The following is an 18,567-nucleotide window of genomic DNA, read 5'->3' on the forward strand; positions in this document are numbered from 1 at the left end:
GGGTTTGGGTCATGAACACTCCTTGGTGGAGATTATCCACCTTAAGTTAGTGTCCACTGAGCCCGGGACAGACCATTTGGTTGCGATGGGATTAGTGAGTAGGATAAATGTTTGCACCCACCCGCCAGAATCAATTCCGCGAGGGGCCCACATCAATTCGTTGACAAGCAAATGGTAGATCAAAGAATGACTCCTCAGTCCCACATGCCAACTCCATCAAACTCAGTCTTATGTGCTATTGAGTCTCCATTGAATGTTGCAATAATTTCTTTATTTTTATCTAAAAAATAAACCATTACAGACGTAGCCGATGTTTGTGCATGAAAAAAAATAGTGGCTTGAAGTGATTGGTCGGGGCCTTTCACCATAATTCCGCCGGTCGACATGCATCCATCGGGTGGGCCGATGCCCGCGGAGTCGCCAATGAAATGTTTTCCACTGGCAAGCAATACTTCAATTCTTTCCAAATTAGGAAAGTGTCCAAATTGAATTGTTGCTTGATAATAACTCATGACTTTGCTCCTTGCTATGGCTTATAAGTAATATTAGACCATACTCATCACCACTTGCAAAAATAGCGTAAATTTACTTAAGGTGGACTATTTTGCACCCCATCAGCTCAATCACGATATGCTGATCATGTCGCCGCTGATATTCGATAGCGGTTTTTTATCTATCCCTTGAGCTGAATCTGGTGCTGGAATCCGAGCAGAGCTATTTACGCTTTGAACGGATAGCCTCGGTCAGCGTACACATCCCTACTCGAGTTTTAGATATCGAAGACGTTATCGAAATGCTGACTGTCATACGCACTAAGCTTCTTTGTTTTCTACTCGCCTTCACCCTGCACTTTGATGCTGGTGCTGTCGATCCGCAGATGCAAACCCGTCGTGGTCGGGCGGCATGGAATCACCACTTGCAGGGACTGCTGTCGCTGGCTGAATGTGCTGCAGTCCAGCGTAGGCCAACCTACCCCGCCAAGCTGAATAGGCATTTGATCGCCAGGCAGAATTGAATGGCAGCATCACTAAATCCTGGGGTACGCCCACGCTTGCCACACGAAGTGCCGTGCCAAGTCATTAACGATCCGCACGCTTTGAGCGCTGCGTTGTCTTTTTGGCCATGCCCTCCTTATTGAAGGAATACTTGCCGCCCAATTGACATTCATCGGATATCCAGCTTCGCCATAACAAGGGCGCTTTTCCCTAAGTTGACAGGGGGAGTCAGGATCTCAGGAGTGATTTTCTGAAAAATACGATTCTTCGATACAGAAAAAAACTCAATTTTTCCATCGCTGGCACCATCATTGCGCACCGCGTACTGAACCGAGTCGGGATATCGGTGATTTTCATTTATAGGCATACCACAGGCCAATAAGAAATCAATCTTGGTGTTGGCATTCATTAAGCTTTTCTTTTGCTCGTCAAAATTCAAGCGCTCGTAATCTAAACAGATGTCAATACTGAAGGGGCAGCCATCAAGTAGTCTGTTATTTAGTTTCTCGCCGTAGCCTTCGGCTGAGTTATGCTCTGAAGCCACCATACTTTTGTTTAAGATAGGAATGTGGAGTGAATCAGATAGATTCGCAATGTAATACTCAACATCCACAACATCTGGCTTTCCAAAATCTATCGATGATGTGTTTCTTTTTGGCAATGCTGATACCGTAGAAGGAGCGCCTCCAACACCGCTGAAGTTATCAACAATCAGGCAATAATTGATTGGCTCATAGAGCCCTTCTTTTGTTTTAATAAGAGTGGCAACAGTTCCTGCCAATAAAATAACTTTACCAAAAACATCTGCGGGCATTCCTCTCAATATCAAACCAACCCTATCGGAAAGGTTATCGAGATAGAAATCAGACAGCTGGGAAATTTCATTTATATCATAAACATCAGACCACTTTATGTTCCAGAAAAACTCAGGGAGCGCAAAAAAAAGCGGGCATGATCTATCTTTATTTTTTAAGACAAAAGAAATGGAATCCATAACAATTTGACATGAATTACTCAGGCATGCTTGAGTGTACTCAACAACACTCTGTAGCTTGTTTCTGACTGGAAAATCTTTATTTTGGCCAGATGCGCACTGTAATCCACCAATATAGATATTCATGACAAACCCCTTAAGTTAAGTATGTCTTCAATTTGATCGTCAGGCATTTGGGACCGCCTACACCTAGCCCTGCTGATACAACTGCGCCAACACGATCAAATTGATTGGAGCCGGGCCAGCATTGATGGGGCTAGCGTTGCCAGCCCCCTGGGGCCAAGAGACCGGCCCCAACCCCACCGATCGAGGTAAATGCGGCAGCAAACGGCACATCATCGTAGATCGCCGAGGTTTGCCACTGGCGCTGAGCATTACCGGCTCCAACCGACACGACTCCTTGGTCTTCGAAACTTTACCGGCAAGACATTCATGCCACGTGGGAATAAATTCAGCTATAATATACCCTTTCTCAATTTTTCCTGCCGGCAAAAATCTCATCACAAGATTGTTCTTAATATCAACGCTACCGCCAGACTCGGTTTTGAATTCGGTGAGCTCAGCCTTGTGGTGCCAAGCACTAACTTCATCATCAAAAAAATCCAGTTTAAATTTCAGATCCACGAGACAACTCCTTCGCGCCGGCGACCAACCAAGACGCTTCAATTTTAAAAATAATCACGATGAGGCATACGGGTGTTGTTGGAAGTAGATTGTATGGATCCGCAAAAAACACACTTGACCTGCATGCATCTCCTTATTGCACAGTTTGCATTGTCTGCATCAACGCACTTTGGCTCAGGTTTTCTGAGTGGTCTTTTTAGCCCTGCTTAGAGGAGCTCTAATGAATTGACACAACGGATGCCACACAACCATCAATGACAAAGTTGTCGTGTATTTATAGTTAGATTATGCCTGATGCAGTTGCAAGACGCTTATTGCCCATCAATGCAATAACAGTTTGTTTACACACCCCAAACAATTGCAAACAAATTTAACTGCGCAATACTCCACGGGATAAGACATCGGCATTGAAGTGAATTAGATTCAGTGGTGGCATTCTGTATTAATAACTGGCGGATATTGCAATGACCCGCCAGGTGCATGCTAAAGCCATGGCTCACACAGGGGCATGTGATGAGTTTGACCATGGAAGATGAAGTCAAGCGCTGGACTGCCAAGAGTAAAGCCAATCGGGTGACGGAAGTTATTCAGGGCAAACACTGTAGCCGAGGCTTCTCGAGCCTTCGATCAGACACCATCAGAAGTCGAGGAATGGGTCGAGGAGGCCAGGCATGGCATGGAAAATGCGCGGCGGTCCACGCCGATGGAGATCTGTGAGCCGTACGAGAAACAGATCAAGGACCTGCAGGAAGCCTACGGCGAAGCCATGCTGGAGCTCCGCGCCAGAAAAAAATTACAATCGCCTGTTGGGCGAGGATGACAAGTAATCGAGTCTGTCCAGCAGGGACTGGAAGAAGGTGGTATTCAGGTGTCGATCAGCAAGTTGTGCCGCTGGTTTGATGTGCCGCGTCGCATGGTGTATTACCGTTTGCAGAAGGGTGCACCCAAGCTCCAGCAGTACTTGGTAACGCTGATCAAAAGCGATGATCGAGGAGAGTCCCTCATTCGGTTATCACACGGTCGCGGGTTTTCTGGCTTCAACTGATGGGCGGCCCGCAGTGTAAGAGCGTGGCGGTGGTGATCATGCATGACAAGAACGACGACGACTGGCGGGGTCATGTGGCGCAGCCCAAAGGCTATCGCTAGGCCGCACCCCGGCCTCGGCGTCTCGCTACTCGTCAAGAAAGGCCATATTGACCAACCTTCGCTTCATCAATCGGCTGTAAGGCCTGTTCTAGAAAGATTTAATGAACGCCACTAGACCATCCGCAAGCCCTCCTCCCGGGCACTCGGCGGCCTAACCTCCACGCGACAATGCTAAGGGTCTGTTGCTGAGGGCACATCTGATCATGTTACGAACCGAAAGGAAGTGCCTATAGAAGAGTTGCTCACTATTTCCAACTAGCTGAGTACCTTGATGGAGGCTCTAGCCCTAGGCTAAAACAAAGAAGCGCAGGAGAGAAAGCATTGACATTCAAAATGATGGGCACGCTGCATATTGCGATATATATGCGGACATAACACCTGGAATAAAGGAGCAATTGAGGGCTCACAATGTAACTGTGCCGGTCGTACAACACAGCAAAGCACAACACCTGCTTAGGTGGGGGTGTGGTCACTCGCAATTTCCACTATTTGATATAAACCTGCTGAGTCTCGTGAAAATTCTAAAAGTTTTTATTTTTGTTTAAAATATACAGTCAAAGACCACGTTACTGGTTTTTATGGAAATTAATTATGGGGAGAGTCGATGAATTCCCTACAGCTACGCCGTCACCATCGGCTATCACATCTTTTGTTCGCCCTGCTGGTCACTGTCTTGCCGCTTGCGGCGACTGCGCCAGCGCTGCTATGGCAGGAGCGGCAGGATCTGCAAACACTTGTGCAGCATCAGGTGGAGCAGGGCTTAGGCTTAGTAGAGGGCATACTCGGGCAGGCCGACGAAGCTGCTCGCATCCTACTACCACTGGCGGGCGGCCCATGCGGCAAGGTCGTTTACCCCTTGCGTCGTCAGGTGGCAATCACGCCTTTCATCCGCAGCACGATGCTATTGACCGGCAATAATGTCTATTGCTCATCGTTGAGTGGTAGAGTTCATTGGGCAATGCCGGAGCGTGGTTTTGTGCAGGGTAGAATGCAATTATTGCCGGGGAATGCGATCACACCCAATGTATCGCTATTGTACTACCGACTGCATCGCGGCACCGACGCGGCGGTGGTAACGGTGGATGGGCGTTATCTGCAGCTGGCTCTACAGGACGCTAGCGACAGTATTCAGGTAATTCTGCAGGTGGGTGAACAGTGGCTGGGGCCGCATCGAGATGGCAAGGCCCCGCCTCCGGTGGACGGACAGATGGTGGAGGTCCGCCACTCTAGTCGTTACCCATTCACCGTAAGTTCCAGCTACGATCTGCCACCCTGGTACCGGCAACTGTGGTCGCGACACGCGCCCCTGACAGTAACTCTGCTGCTGCTGGGAGCGTTTGCCGGCGCCACACTTTACTGGCTGCTAGGTCGGCCTGCTTCCTTTACCGACGAGCTGCAGCGGGGGCTGGCGAACGATGAATTCAAAGGGTATCTACAGCCCATCGTAAAACCCGGGCTGCCGGACTGGCGCGGCGCCGAGGTACTGATGCGTTGGCGACATCCGCGCGAGGGCCTGATTCGGCCCGATCTCTTCATCCCGCACGCAGAGGAGAGTGGCTTGATCGTCGAGATGACGCGGCAGATGATGGACACCGTGTTGGCCAAGGTGGGTAAATTGTCGCTTCCACCGGATTTCCATTTGGCCGTCAACATCAGCCGTGCCCATTTACAGGAGGGGGGCCTTTACCGCGACTGCCAGCATTGGGCGGGGCTCCTGGCCACTTGCGGTGGGGTGTTGGCCCTGGAGCTTACCGAGCGCGAGATGGTAGCGATCACGCCTGAAGTAGAGGCGTTGTTTGATCGCTTGGATGCTTTGGGTGTCAAAGTGGCGCTGGATGATTTCGGTACTGGTCATTCCAGCTTGGTTTACCTGCAGCAGTTGACGGTGGGCGGGCTAAAGATAGATCAGAGCTTCGTGGCCGGCATCGGCAGTGATGGTCTATCCGCTCACATAGTTGACAGCGTGGCACAGTTGGCAGCCAAGCTGGGCCTGACGACAGTGGCCGAAGGCGTGGAGACAGCCGAACAGTTTGACTATCTGAGCCGGCTAGGAATTGGTTGGCTGCAGGGCTTTTACATTGCCCGGCCGATGCCGCTAGATGAGTTTGTCTACCGCATGCGTCAGGGCGGGACCTGGCGGCGTTGAATGCCCCCGGTTGAAATGCCAATGTGAGCAATGGTGAGGGTTGCAGGGATTTGTGAGAAAAACAGCATAAATCTACTTACACAGCAACAGGGATTCCGATTGCCACTTTTATGATACGCTGAGTCGGGAAATACGAGTGGGGACGGCTCAGGACTATCAACGTCGGCCCCATTACATCCCATGGTGCGTGGTGGCAGAAGATGAGAATGATTTCCTTCCCTTCTTGCGGCAGGCCTCTGCGACGGTGGTGCCGGACTCCTCTTGGCGCAATGCGAAGGCCATCTACTCTTCCGTCCCGAGTGGGCTTAAATTTGCTCGAAATCTCTACTTTTCGCTGCTACGGTTTTGCGGGAGGAGGTCACAATTTTATGCGGAACGAATACCCTCTAGCATAATTCTTGCAATTTCATCAAAAGCCGTTCCCCATGCATCTTCGATATCAGGGGTCATCAAGTCACCAAGTTGAATCGCTATAGCATCCAAAATGGCCTTCCTCAGATTTTTGAAATGTGATTCGGATAGTTTGAATTTATGATGATATATGCCCATTCCTAATATGATAGGCCTGAGCTGCTCAAGATCTTCCAAGCTTGTCAGTACCACATTAAAAGTTCGCACCAATGATACGCTCATGTCGTGGGGTGATTTTATAAAGAGTTTTTTGTATTCCGGATGAGCTGTGAATAGATTAAAATAAACACGCTCCATCATCTCCTGGTTTTGCATCCCTAGGACATCCCACGATCGCTGCAATAGTTGTATTTGTTTTTTCGTTACCATATTCTAATACTCCTAACCTGCACTCTAAAACAGTTTTTGTACGGAAAACACCAAAGACAAGATAAATTCTTTGCTCTGCTTCTAAGTTATCATAAAGCTTTGCTTTGCATGAGTGCGGTTGCAAAGCCATGACTCGGCACTCTGCTACATGTAAGTGCGGAGGAGACCTGCTCTTTGGTGAGCTTTGATTTCTTAATGACAAATCTCCTACCTAAATGAGCTTAAAATTTTCCCGAATTATCTTCTTTTGCTGCAACGGTTTTTCAATGGGAGGTCAATGTCGCTGAAGGCCTGCCTGTACTTGCCGCTTGGCGTGCCGCACCAGTTCAGGTCTCAACAATCCACTCACCTTGAGTGCAGCATTGGAGGCTTTTTTAGTTCGTGGTTTTTTCGGGACTAGATCACCCATGCCCTCACACTGCTCCGCACCCTCAGACTGATTTGTGAAATAAAGCCACATAACCCCCTTATTGGTCTAAGTCGTTCTCTGAAAGATTTTATTTGATATAAGGGTTTTATATTTTTCTAGTTTTTCATTGTTTTTAGATACGGCATATGAAAGTAAAATTGTTGCATGAGCAAATGTGTCAGCATTTCCGTAAGGTATATCTTTGAGGATATTTGGTGTGTAGGTGTGTATCTTGGAAAATCCTTTTCCTTTTTTGGCCTCAGGTAGCTCGCCTATTGATAGTTGATAAATTGGCAATAGAGCCTCCTCTGAAAGTGAGCTATTGCCATAAGCGTAATCTTCTGTGTTGGCAGTCAAATGCGATAGCTCATGAATAGTTATATGGGTAATTTGCCATTTGCTCTTGTCTAGCCTTCCCCATTCTTCCTTATTTACTCTAAAAAACTTGGCACTCCTCTCATCACTATAATCTTTCTTTTTCTCGTTGAGTTGTTTTTTAAAATCGTCAGACGGAATGAAGTCCTTGTTTTTATTTAAATTATCAATGGCGAAACAATATCTACTATATCGCGCATATTCATCGCGGTCAGCAATGGCAATTGGTTTTTTGCTGCCGTACATCTCAAGCTCATCGTTTGTCATTTTGCCTATGTTTCTATCCACTTCTAGTCTCAAGACCAATTGCTGTAGATGTTTAAGATCTTTCTCCCATCTATCTTTTTTCTCATCTGAATTGTCCCCAAACAACACACTCATGGTTTCACTTACAGCCTTGTGATTATTTTTCAATAAATTCAAATCTGTTATTATGATTTTATCGACATCCGCCAATAGAGATTTAATGTCTCTTCTTATTGCATTTGTTCGGGGGGCAAGGCCATCCACATCCCTCAATCTGACCGGATTATTCCCTACCATGCGATAGAGGTTGAGCCCATCAATGGTGCCGGCTGGGTCTGGATTAAGCCAGCGGCCGAGCCATGGCTGGTAGCTACGCCAACCGTAGTCGTACAGCCCGGTAGCATCACGCTCCTTGCCCGAGTAACGCACGTACTTGGTGTCCGCTTCCACGGCGCTGCGCGCCGCCCACACTGCGGTACCGCCATACGGGTAATACTCCTCCAGGCTAATCAGTTCCGCCTGCCCATCGAGTTCCAGCCCCACCGAGCCAATTAGGTCGCTGGTGCCGTAGCGGATCTGGTCATCAGCGAGCCAGCCGGGCCGGCCCACATCCCAATGCAGCACCCGCGCGTAAGTTCGGCCCGCTTCCAGCTGGATATCTTGCAGCGCCTCGACCACCTGTACCGCCTGTCCGTTGTCACTTTTCGTCACCCGTAAGGTCAGCCCCGGCAGCGTGATCGCCTCACTTGTACGGGTGCTCCCCGATGTCTGCTGGCGCAACTGCTTGCGCACCCGCATGCCATTGCCGCCGTACTGATACACCTCTCGATCATCGGTGCCGCCGTCGCGCCTCACCAGCGTGACCCGGCTCAACCGGTTGCGACTCCACGCGACCGGCTGCAGCCGGTCCGGCAGCAATTGCTGCTGGTTGCCGGCCGCGTCGAACCAACCGTCTGCGTCGACCATGGCCGGCATTAGGCTGCCGTGCACACCCTGTAGTACCGCGTGGTTGCTACGGTCAGACACCACGATGGTCTGTGTGTAGCTTTGCGAGCCCTGATGCTGGATGTACGTCAGATTGCCGCCCCGATCATAGGTGTAACGACGGGTGTAGCCCGTGTAAGCGGTGTCGTCATGCAGTATCGGGCAGACTGGCGGCAGAGTTGTGCCCTGCTGACCACGGTTGGCCATTTCGCGGCCAGTCGTGCTGCTCAGTTGATAAAGGGCGTCGTAAGAATATGTGCGCGCGGGTTCCACACGCTGGTTACGCCAGTAGGTAGGCAGTTGAGCAGCATCGCGCATGCCGATCACGTTGCCTACCGGATCATAGTCGTAATGCAGATCCTGCAGCACCGTTGAGCGGCCTGCCTGGACTGAACGTGTGATGGTCGATCGCACCAACCGCTGGGTCTCGGGTTCGTACGCGTACGCGCTGAACATCCCGTTGCCACCAGTTTCGTTCAACACCTGACCAGCAGCGCTATAGTCGATCGCCACAAGCACCGAGCAGCTGACAACGCCTGCCAGCGTCAGCGAACTGGCCTCAAGCCGGCCGGCAACATCAAAATGCCGTACCTGTACGTTACCTTTCGCATCAGTCTGCGTGTGCCACGTGCCCATTGCGTCGCGGGCCCAGTCAGTTCTATAGCTTTGCGATTCGAGCGCCATTGACCAGCCAATTTCGGCGCCCGACCAATCGGGCTCGGCGTCAGAAGTGGCGAGCAACGTCCGGGTCTCGGTTAACGCTTGCCCGGTCAGAACAAATCCGGACCAGGCAAGGCTGCCAGCGGAGTCGTAATGGCGCACACACTGGCCGCGCAGGTTGTGTGACACCGGATCCGGTTCGGTTTCGCCATATTGCCAGACATCGCGCACGATAGCCGCGCCGTGGGTGGTCTCGGTGACCGCCAGCGGGCGACCAAGTGGGTCGTAGTCGAAGGCGGAGACAGTGCCGTGGGCATCGCGCGACCAGACAGGCCGACCGTCGACATTGGCCAACGTCAGCTGAACTCCGGCGTCCACGCCCGTGGTAAGCAATAGTTGACCGGTGAGCGACGACGTATAGGTGAAGTTAGGTTCCACGTCAGCGCTAAACAGACGGGCATCGATACGGGATGCAACGTGCCCCAGCGAAGCGTGGACGGTCCGCTCGATACGCTCGTCGAGCTCTGCGTCAGGCAACGAGCGGTTGTAGGTCAGCGTCCGTACTGGTAGGCCGCGGCTGCTCCGTACAACAAGTGATGGCGTGCCAAAAGCAGGGTTCATCATAGCTCTCCATTGAAGTCTGTCGCACTAAGCACTCTGTAGCCTCCCCTGCAATATTCATTTCCAAGCGAGCGAAGTAGCCTTTCTGCGCTTACACGGCTCTCACCGCAAGGTTTATCGCGTTGTGAAATTTCAGCACCGATGCCGTGCTTGTTCGGCGGTTAAGGCCAATTTCAGGCTTCATTGCCGCTTTTTTGGCCACTACGCACGGGCCTGTGTCAATGAGTACATCCTCCCTGCGGTCGCCACGACTTCGTTGAAAAATTCAATCACCGCATAATGTATGATCAGACGTTCGCGGTTCTTCGTGAAGACCGTTGGCACTCAGACCTCGTTATCCATGGCCCGTCCGATGAACCCGCGAAGCAGCAGGTTGTATTGCACCTGCTCCATCAGTTGGCGCTTCGAGCGGAAACTTTAGAGCACCGGGACCGGAAAATAACCGATCCATCTTTGCTTGCGCTTCGTTCGCCATCACGCGGATTCAACGCAATGGATGCGACTTCGTAACGAAGTCGCCCAGCTTGCGCATGGGAAACAATCTCTCGGCGAATGTGTTGGCGCCACACATGACCCCAGAGGACACCTGGGGGCCTTCCATCTTCGCTTCAGGAGCCTTCCGCGATGACATTGCCGCCGGTACTTCAGTAGCCTGCTAGATTGGCCGTCTCGCCTGTGACCCAACTCAAGCGATTGATTGCCAGGTATCGTTTTCGTCTTCCATGACAGTAAACCATGGGTAAAATCCGGTGCGGCGTACATAGCCCTTGGCGGTTACCACGCGGACCTCGCGGCCGGTTGCATCATAGAAGTGCGTGTCCGCAAACCCGCATGAGCGCATTGCTGTATCGACGACATAACGCCAATCGTTGATGAAGTACGGCTGATAACTGCGTACTGGCTGGCCCTTGTTGTTGTATTCGACCTTGCCCGACACGGCCCAACGGGTTGGGGTATCGACGGTGACGGGCTTTTGATCCCGATCGACGACGAGTTCTCCATGTGCATCACGTTGCCACGATGCGCCAGGGGGTACTTTCTGGACTGCCTGCAGCGTGCGGCCCCAACCATCGAAATATGTCATACTGACCCGTACCTGTTGTTCGGAGTCGGACGGATAGCGATCAGCGACCAGCATTGCTGATCGCACCGGGTTACGCGCAGTCTCTTGGATCAAGGCGCGAAGTTTGTCCAGACCATCAGGGGGTGTAACCGCCTCCGTTGCCCACCGATGGCCCGCCGAGAGTATCCAGCCATCGGCCGTTATGAACCCGCGTGCCTGCAACGTGCTCCAGAGTGATAGCATGTTGCCCGACACAGGCTCGAGTACCTCCTGAGTAAGCTGCCCCATCCAGCTGAATGGATCTACGAGCTGGATGCTGGCGACCTGCTGTCGTGCTTTGCCAGCATTATCGATCGCCTGTGCGACAGTGAGCCCTGTGGGTGAGTACTCCATCCCGTGGAGGAAACCTACCTCTTGCCCTCCCTCAGTGCCGTAAAACCAGCCGGTCACGGCGCGGCCAAGTGCATCCAGCCGCACCTCCTGCGTGTTCGCATTCAAATCCACGATGTGCCTGGGCTGCAAAAACCGATAATCGTATTGGGCGACAGTCTCGTTACCCAGTGCGTCCACCGTCTTCGTCAGTACACAGATGTTCTCGTCGTAGCCGTACTTCACGGCCCCCGTCAGCTGACTCGAACGCTGGCTGCTCGGGCGATAGAATCCGGAAGCCGGGAGATAATCGGTGTAACCGCGAGAGGCAATCCAAACTTGGCGTTCCGACTTCGAACCGGGCGATAGAACGCGATCCGCCAGTTGATAGCCTGCTTGCTTCAGCAAGCTCTCTCGCGCCGTGTCGTCTAGTGCACCGTCGAACGCCTTGAGGGCTTCATCGTCGAACTCAGCAGATTCGACATGATCGATCAGCGCCGGCCACGTTAGCGGTGCATGCGTATAGACGATCCGTTGCTGTCCCGCATAGACACGAGGCTGAGTCGGACCAAGCAGCCCATCCGCCCGACTCAGCAACTCGAAGCTCAGTCCGCCGCTCAGCACCCGGCTGGCCTCATAGGTCAGCACATTGCCGCGCTGCAGAGAGGGCAGGCCCAATAGCCAAGCGTGCGGGCTCTCGAGATGAAGCGGCGCACTGCGCTGCTCGTTTAGAATCAGACCGGTTTGCTGGTCGTCATAGCTGCTGCTCCAACTGGTGGATGGCAGGGAATCCGGATACGGATTACTGGAACCCTTCGGACGACGAGGATAGTTAATGCCTACCTGCCAAGTCACGGCACCATATTGGTCACGCTGGAGCTGAACCTGTTGGCTGACCATCGGGTCAACCGCGATACGCTCGTAATTGTAGGCCACTTGTTCGAGTGCACTCGGCAGCACAACCGGGCCTGCGCAACCGGCTGCGGCTTGGACGAGACGAACCTGGTAACGCGACGTCGACACCGAGTATGGGATAGCTTCTTTGTCACTACCATCAAGCCCGTACACCTCCTGGCGCAGCGGCATACCCTTGAGCGCGCGAAAAAGCCAATAACGGATTGTTGCATCACCTTTCGGGTCAAAATCCAAATCTTGCTTTTGTGTCGAGTCGTATCGCGTAAGGCGGGTGGCTTTGACCATCACCGCGTTCGTATCGTGATACGGCAAGCCTCGAAGTACAAACTCGTCGGTTTCCCTTCCTGTGTGGTACCAAGCCTTGGTAAGTAACGGCGGCGCATCCGATTGGGCTGATGGGGCTACCGACGATGCGCTTGGCGCATCCTGCGCCGTGACGAGTCCGAACCCCCGGAACTCCCGCTCAACGCCGTCGTACACACCGTAGTGATAGCCGTACTGCTGTGTCTCTGAATTGCCAGTGATTTCATCTAGCGTCACCACCTGCGCAAGCGTGTGAACCGGCATCGGCAACGCCGATGTGAGTCGCGAGTCGGCCAGTTTGTCATCAAGCCAATACTGGGCCGAACTTCGGTACTGAAACGACGTGCTTGCTCCCATATTATTGTTGACCGACACCATCAGATACGGCTTCACTCGAGTAAAATCTAGCCGCCAATGGCTCGGCACCATATGCGGATGAGAAATCACCAAGCTTGCAACACCCAAGCCCTGCAAATCTGCAAAACTTACGCGGCATAGCCTGTCGAAAAAGAGTCCTTCAGGCAGAGGCAACCTGATAGGCGCAGCGAGGCTGTTGCCTGATTGATTCAAATAGAGAATCAGGCAATCGCGCTCGATATAGATCAAATCAGCGGCGCCGCTGCCGTCCAGGTCGGCCAGGAAGACTTGGTCCGGATTGAACGTGGTCCAATCTAAGTCGAGAGGTGCCAGTTTGAACGGCTTGCCGAAACAGCCGCGACCGAGGTTGGGCCAGCAAGTGATGCCATCATGCCTGATGCTGACCAAATGGGGCTGGCCGGAGCCGAGCATGTCACTGAACGCAACCAGCTCACGTGAGTCTCGCCCGACAATCGGCAGCCCGGGTTCGTCGTCTCGATAACTAACGTCGATTGGTTCTGCATAACCGTCACGCTGATTCGCGTAGAGCCTCACGCTCTTGGGTCCGATGAGCGCTAGGTCAGACAGGCCCGCGCCGACCAAATCAGCGAGTTGCGCCTGCGGATGGAAGAATTCGGCTGGCAGCGCGTTGAACGGCATAAAGCCGGACCACTGATTCCCCTCCTTGAGCGAGAAGCACCCACTGATTCCCGGTTGGGTCACCAGCCAATCGAGATGGCCATCGCCGTCGATGTCCATCAACGCGAGGCGCTCAGGCTGCATCGTGGGCACCACAGGAAGCGTCTGCCATTCGCCATACGCGACCTCATCAGTCCCCGTCTTGCCACGGATCGGCGGGCGATAGCACCAGCCCGTGCCATAGCGGAACAGCACCCCCGGCAAACCCTCGCCAAACAGATCGACCATCTGGTAATGCGTCAGGTTGTTCAGTTCAGGGACACCGTCGAACACCCGATGGCTGCCAGTCTGCGTGCGGGGATCGAATTCGCTGTGAGCGAACTCCAGTGGCGGCAGGCTCTGCACCATACCGTCGAGTTCATAGGCGAGCGTGCGGACTTGTGTGAGCTGGCTGACGACAGCCAACTCCCGATACGTCAGCAACAGGCGCCGCACCAATGTATGGTCCTGCAGCAGCTCGTTGGCGAAGTGATGAAACATCAGGACCTGCCTGCACAACCGGTGCGTACGCAGCTCAAAGCCGTACTGGTAACGCGAGAAACTATCGGCACGCAGCGGCCAGGTACCGCTGCTTGGCACCGTGTAGGGCGGGACGGTATTGAGCGAGACGCCGCGCTCGCCGTAGTCGAGCACCATGCTAAATAACCAACCCTGACCGCGGGCATCTAGCGTATCCCACAGATATAGATCGGCCGCCGCAGTCTGATTGCCGTAGTACACCTCAGCAAGATAGCGATTCGCTATGTGATCGCGTGTCGTTTCATTCGTGGCCTTGACGTTTTCATCATTCTCGGCAACATAGCGATAATAGATGTGCTCACATACCGGATTGACCGATTCCTCGATTAGCCATTCTGCGACCTGCTCGGGGTGCGCCGGGTTGGCGATGCGAGCCGCCGCCGTCTTGCCTAGGCAGTGGAGTTGTCCGTCGGCGTCGTGAATCAACCAGAAATCGCCGGTGGGGTTGCTGGGGCCGTCCGCGCCCTGCCAACGCTCGATCCGGTGAAAAGCGCTTTCGATCCGAGGGAAATACCGTGTGACCTGGTAGGTCTTTCCGAGAACCTTCGCGCCGTATTGTGTGACAGTGGTCGTCACGATCTTGCCTTGTGCATCGTGTTCGCAGACGAGGATTTCACCATCGGGGCCGACAAACTCGTCTTCTGGGCCGCCGTCGTAGCGCGGCACGCCACGGTTGGTGCGACGCTGGATTGTCATAAGGCCCAATTGCCAGCCAAGGCCGAACTGACTGTTTCCTGCACCGCTGCTGTAGGTAAGCAAGAGTGCTGGCGCATAGCCTCGGCCGGCGGATACCGGCAACGGCAAGGTCAGCCCCGCCATACCACTCGGGCCGATCGGACTCAGGCTGTCGCCAAGTCCGACAATCGCGCCCCCGCCTTTGGGGAGCACCAAGCTCTGGACTGCAACTGACGTGTCCTTTTGCATGATCAAATTAATCCTCTGAAGATGGGCAACTTGCTGACGATAGCCGGCTCCCCGCAACGCGTGGAACAAACGCGACGCACTCCCAGCCATTGCAACCTGGAAACCTGCTGCCCGTCCGCATCGTCGAGCCCGACGATAGGATGCAAATTCCCTCTGCACTCAACTTGCGCTTCTGCCAAATAACTTGACACCCATCAGGCAGGCAGAACCAAGGTGCGAATCATTCCCCCTTAGGGTTGTCATATCGACATGCATTTCATCGATACACACAGTCGCTGTTTACCCCCCCTGTCCAGATACAGACAAACCGTAGCGGGCATAGGGGGGGGCGCTGTCGACGCTGAACAGTCATGCTTCGATCTGACTATGGAACGCCCAGCCTCAATACTATTAGGCGTATCTTAAATAAGAACTAACTGAAGCCGGATTAATTTCATTAAATATAAATATTTCATACCCCCCGTCAGAATCGCGCCCTTTATATGAAACAGAAAAAGCAGCATCATACACATATACCGATTCACGTGTCCCTCGCTCTGAGGAATTCAATGGCATAGAACTGAAACCCGTTACTTCAAACAGAACCCATGCAGTTGCATTCGTCGCCTTTCCTTTCCCCTCCAGATTATCTCCAGCCATGAAGGACGTTGCTGTCAAAAGCTCAGGCGTGACAGATAGAAAATTAGGTAGTTTATACTCCCCTCCATTTTTTAGCTGCTCCAATGCAGCAGGCGTTAACCTTTGCCCGGACCATGAATTCGATTTTCCAGCCACCCCCTTTTCCTGTCTCATTGAATATGATCCAAGAATCGTATTTTGGAAGCTCTCGGCAACACGTCGCGGCCCACCTTTTGCCATTTCCTTCATCGCCCGAATCACTCCAGCAGGTTGAGTATTTGACTTAAGTTCTACTGTCTGAATAGCTTCTTGAAGTTTGTTTTCCTCTTGCCTCCGCGAATTCCCTGTAATTTCACGTGCACCCGCATTAATAGTGGGAGATGCATACTGATAAAAAATCTCAGCGGCACGAGCCTCATCATTTTCCGCCTGCCTCTTGGCCGCTTGCCTTTCGGCGTCCGCTTTGGCTCGCGGATCTAGAGGGCGATAAGAAGTTGGAATATCATTCCACTTTCCTGTTGTGACAAACAACTCCACCACCGCTCGAAAATAATCCTCCCTCCCCTCGCCATATTTTCCATATGCCCATTTGCTAAATTTTCTCACCTTGTCTTTTTTTGAAAAGTACCCGCGTTTTTTTGATTTTTCATTGTACTTTATCCCGATTTCTGTTTTATCCGCATCGGTAAGCAAACCCATCGTATCAATATATTTTATTGGGTTATTTCGCACCATCCCATACAAATTCAATCCATCAACTGTCCCCGCTGGATCCGGGCTTAGCCATCGCCCCAGCCATGGGGCATAATAGCGGTAGCCGTAGTAATACAAGCCTGTCTCGTCGCGTTCTTTTCCCGAATAGCGCACTGTCTTGTACTTCGCCTCGATTTCATTACGCGCCAGCCAGCACGCTGTGCCACCATAGGGATAGTATTCTTCCGCTGTGATCAACCTAGCTTGCTCGTCTAGTTCCAGCACGCTGGATCTCAGGTGATTGTCCAGGCTGTAACGAATGCTGTTGTCTGGCATCGCGTCGGGCCGTCCCTTCTCCCAATGCAGCACCCGCGCCCCTGCCGACACGATTACCACCAGCCGTTCCTGAACCTCTTCATTCGCATAGCGGGTGCGCAACTCCAGCCCTGGTAGATAGATCACTTCTTCCCGCCAGTTCACCTGACTCGCCAGCCGGCGGCGCTGCTTGCACACCCGCAGGCCATCGCCACCATACTGGTAGCTTTCCTGATCCACAGCTTCGTACGTGCGCTCCACCAGTACCACCTGTCGCAGCTGGTTGCGGCCGTTCCATTGCAGCCGCTGCCCGTTCGACGTCAACCGTTGCAGATTGCCGCTGCTATCGTAGTTGCCCGCCACATCTTGGCTTGCATCGCTGAGTACCGCCTGGTTGCTGTCGCTGGCCATCAACAGCTGGCGGTGATAATTTGCCGCGCCTTGATGATGCAGATCAGTCAGATTGCCGCCGCGGTCGTACACATAGCTCTCGCGGTAATTGACCAGTTGGCTAGGATCGGTCGGAAAGCGTTGCCAAGCCGGCTGCCGCCCCCCCAAATCCTGAGTGCCGGCACTTTCCCGCCCGGTGGCCGACACCAATTGATATAAGGCGTCATAGTCATAGCGACTGATGGGTGCCACTTGTTGATTGGCAAAATAGCGGATGCTTCTGGATTCATCGGTCACGCTCAGGATATTGCCCACTGGGTCGTAGACATACACCAAATCTTGCAGCAGGGTCGGGCCATTTCCGGCTGGCCGATGGGTCGTTACTCGCTGCAAACGTTGCGTTTGCGCTTCGTATTGGTAGTCGGTCACCACCTGGTTGCCCGTGGTTTCGCGCAGCTTTTGTCCCGATGCGGTGTAATCGATCGCTTGTAGCACAATTGGCGTGCTGGCGCCGGCGCGTAGTAGTGTGCAACTCGCGGCCTGCCCGACCACGTTATAGCGTGACTGTTGCACATTGCCCTGTGTGTCTTGCTGCTCAATCAGCGCGCCCAGCGCGTCGTAGCGCCATGCGGTGATGTACACTGGTGGCGTCAGTTGGTGTGACCACTGCGCCTCCTCTGCCAACGACCAATCGCTGGCCTGTTTCTCCGATGACAGCAATTGGCGACTAGTACTCAAAGGCTGGCCTTGCAGGCTGTAGGCGGTTGCTCGCTGCACACCCGCCGTGTCGTAATGCGCCACCATCCGGCCGCGCAGATTGCACCCCGGAGTCGCCGCCGCTAACTCATCGCCATATTGCCAGTACTCACTGATCCGCTCCGGCAATCCCCTCCCTCGTTCGTTCAAAGTGCTAGGGCGACCCAAACGGTCGTAGTGGAGTCGCCGTTGGTTACCCCTGCTATCCTGGCTCCAGCATGGACGGCCCTCGATATCCATCAACTGATAACGCATCCCGGCATCCACGCTGTCGCTGCTCAGCGTCTGTCCCGACAACGACAAGCCATAGCGAAAGTTCGGCCGCAAATTACCGGTGCTGAATAGCCGTGGGTCGATCTGGCTGTCGATATGGCCGAGCGCATTCACCGTTTGGCGTGTCACTCGCTCGTCCAGTTCCGCACCTTCGCCAGGCGTACGGTTGTATTGCAGCACGCGTACAACTTGGCCCCGGTTGCTAATCACCTGCAGCATGGGAGTACGTTGACACAGCTCAGCGATGCTTTCCGAGGTGGCCATAATGCCTCTCTGAATTTCAAACTTGACCAGGTAAAACAGCATTTCCCTCAGTTACCATGAACCGACAGAAGCATGTTCAAATCGGATAGCTCATGTTTTGGGATTCATGAGCGACTCCCGACCTTCGCC

At 53.1% G+C, this 18,567-nt stretch carries 8 protein-coding genes and 3 pseudogenes; 3 read left to right on the plus strand and 8 right to left on the minus strand.

All coding sequences use genetic code 11. From position 1 onward, the window contains the following. Window positions 1–194: 194 nt before the first annotated feature. The 3 genes and pseudogenes from NK214_RS18465 to NK214_RS18475 form a co-directional block, all read right to left on the minus strand. The gene (locus NK214_RS18465; protein WP_253315179.1) at window positions 195–512 is read right to left on the minus strand and encodes a hypothetical protein; all 318 of its coding nucleotides are present in this window, start codon (window positions 510–512) and stop codon (window positions 195–197) included. 320 nt (window positions 513–832) lie between these two features. Further along, a pseudogene (locus NK214_RS18470) lies at window positions 833–1,110 on the minus strand (transposase); the annotation flags it as partial. Window positions 1,111–1,164: 54 nt separating this feature from the next. Beyond that, window positions 1,165–2,115 carry a hypothetical protein gene (locus tag NK214_RS18475; protein ID WP_253315180.1) on the minus strand — a complete coding sequence of 317 codons (951 nt, stop codon included), beginning with the start codon at window positions 2,113–2,115 and terminating at the stop codon, window positions 1,165–1,167. A 36-nt stretch (window positions 2,116–2,151) separates the two neighbouring features. Here NK214_RS18475 and NK214_RS18480 point away from each other — a divergent pair. The 3 genes and pseudogenes from NK214_RS18480 to NK214_RS18490 form a co-directional block, all read left to right on the plus strand. Further along, window positions 2,152–2,407: pseudogene (locus NK214_RS18480) on the plus strand (transposase); the annotation flags it as partial. Window positions 2,408–3,289: 882 nt separating this feature from the next. Further along, window positions 3,290–3,433, plus strand: a complete 144-nt coding sequence (locus tag NK214_RS18485) for a hypothetical protein (protein WP_253315181.1) — start codon at window positions 3,290–3,292, stop codon at window positions 3,431–3,433. A 930-nt stretch (window positions 3,434–4,363) separates the two neighbouring features. Then, window positions 4,364–5,905: an EAL domain-containing protein gene (locus tag NK214_RS18490; RefSeq protein ID WP_253315182.1), complete on the plus strand. Its 1,542-nt coding sequence runs from the start codon at window positions 4,364–4,366 to the stop codon at window positions 5,903–5,905. A gap of 366 nt (window positions 5,906–6,271) precedes the next feature. Here NK214_RS18490 and NK214_RS18495 read toward each other — a convergent pair whose 3' ends face one another. The 5 genes and pseudogenes from NK214_RS18495 to NK214_RS18515 form a co-directional block, all read right to left on the minus strand. After that, the gene (locus tag NK214_RS18495) at window positions 6,272–6,685 is read right to left on the minus strand and encodes a globin (protein WP_253315183.1); all 414 of its coding nucleotides are present in this window, start codon (window positions 6,683–6,685) and stop codon (window positions 6,272–6,274) included. A 475-nt stretch (window positions 6,686–7,160) separates the two neighbouring features. Further along, window positions 7,161–9,980, minus strand: coding sequence for an RHS repeat-associated core domain-containing protein (locus tag NK214_RS18500; RefSeq protein WP_253315184.1), 2,820 nt, complete (start codon window positions 9,978–9,980; stop codon window positions 7,161–7,163). Between the two features lie 237 nt (window positions 9,981–10,217). Further along, window positions 10,218–10,551: pseudogene (locus NK214_RS18505) on the minus strand (transposase); the annotation flags it as partial. A gap of 114 nt (window positions 10,552–10,665) precedes the next feature. Further along, the gene (locus NK214_RS18510; protein ID WP_253315185.1) at window positions 10,666–15,129 is read right to left on the minus strand and encodes a SpvB/TcaC N-terminal domain-containing protein; all 4,464 of its coding nucleotides are present in this window, start codon (window positions 15,127–15,129) and stop codon (window positions 10,666–10,668) included. A 390-nt stretch (window positions 15,130–15,519) separates the two neighbouring features. Further along, window positions 15,520–18,480, minus strand: coding sequence for an RHS repeat domain-containing protein (locus NK214_RS18515; protein ID WP_253315186.1), 2,961 nt, complete (start codon window positions 18,478–18,480; stop codon window positions 15,520–15,522). Window positions 18,481–18,567 lie beyond the last annotated feature (87 nt).

Origin of the sequence: Chromobacterium sp. S0633 (genome assembly GCF_024158805.1) — a bacterium.
GTDB lineage: Bacteria > Pseudomonadota > Gammaproteobacteria > Burkholderiales > Chromobacteriaceae > Chromobacterium.

Bases quoted from the DNA above. Each gene is read 5' to 3' on its own strand.
- NK214_RS18465 (WP_253315179.1), bottom strand. From the start codon at position 512: ATGAGTTATTATCAAGCAACAATTCAATTTGGACACTTTCCTAATTTG.
- NK214_RS18475 (WP_253315180.1), bottom strand. From the start codon at position 2,115: ATGAATATCTATATTGGTGGATTACAGTGCGCATCTGGCCAAAATAAA.
- NK214_RS18485 (WP_253315181.1), top strand. From the start codon at position 3,290: ATGGAAAATGCGCGGCGGTCCACGCCGATGGAGATCTGTGAGCCGTAC.
- NK214_RS18490 (WP_253315182.1), top strand. From the start codon at position 4,364: ATGAATTCCCTACAGCTACGCCGTCACCATCGGCTATCACATCTTTTG.
- NK214_RS18495 (WP_253315183.1), bottom strand. From the start codon at position 6,685: ATGGTAACGAAAAAACAAATACAACTATTGCAGCGATCGTGGGATGTC.
- NK214_RS18500 (WP_253315184.1), bottom strand. From the start codon at position 9,980: ATGAACCCTGCTTTTGGCACGCCATCACTTGTTGTACGGAGCAGCCGC.
- NK214_RS18510 (WP_253315185.1), bottom strand. From the start codon at position 15,129: ATGCAAAAGGACACGTCAGTTGCAGTCCAGAGCTTGGTGCTCCCCAAA.
- NK214_RS18515 (WP_253315186.1), bottom strand. From the start codon at position 18,480: ATGCTGTTTTACCTGGTCAAGTTTGAAATTCAGAGAGGCATTATGGCC.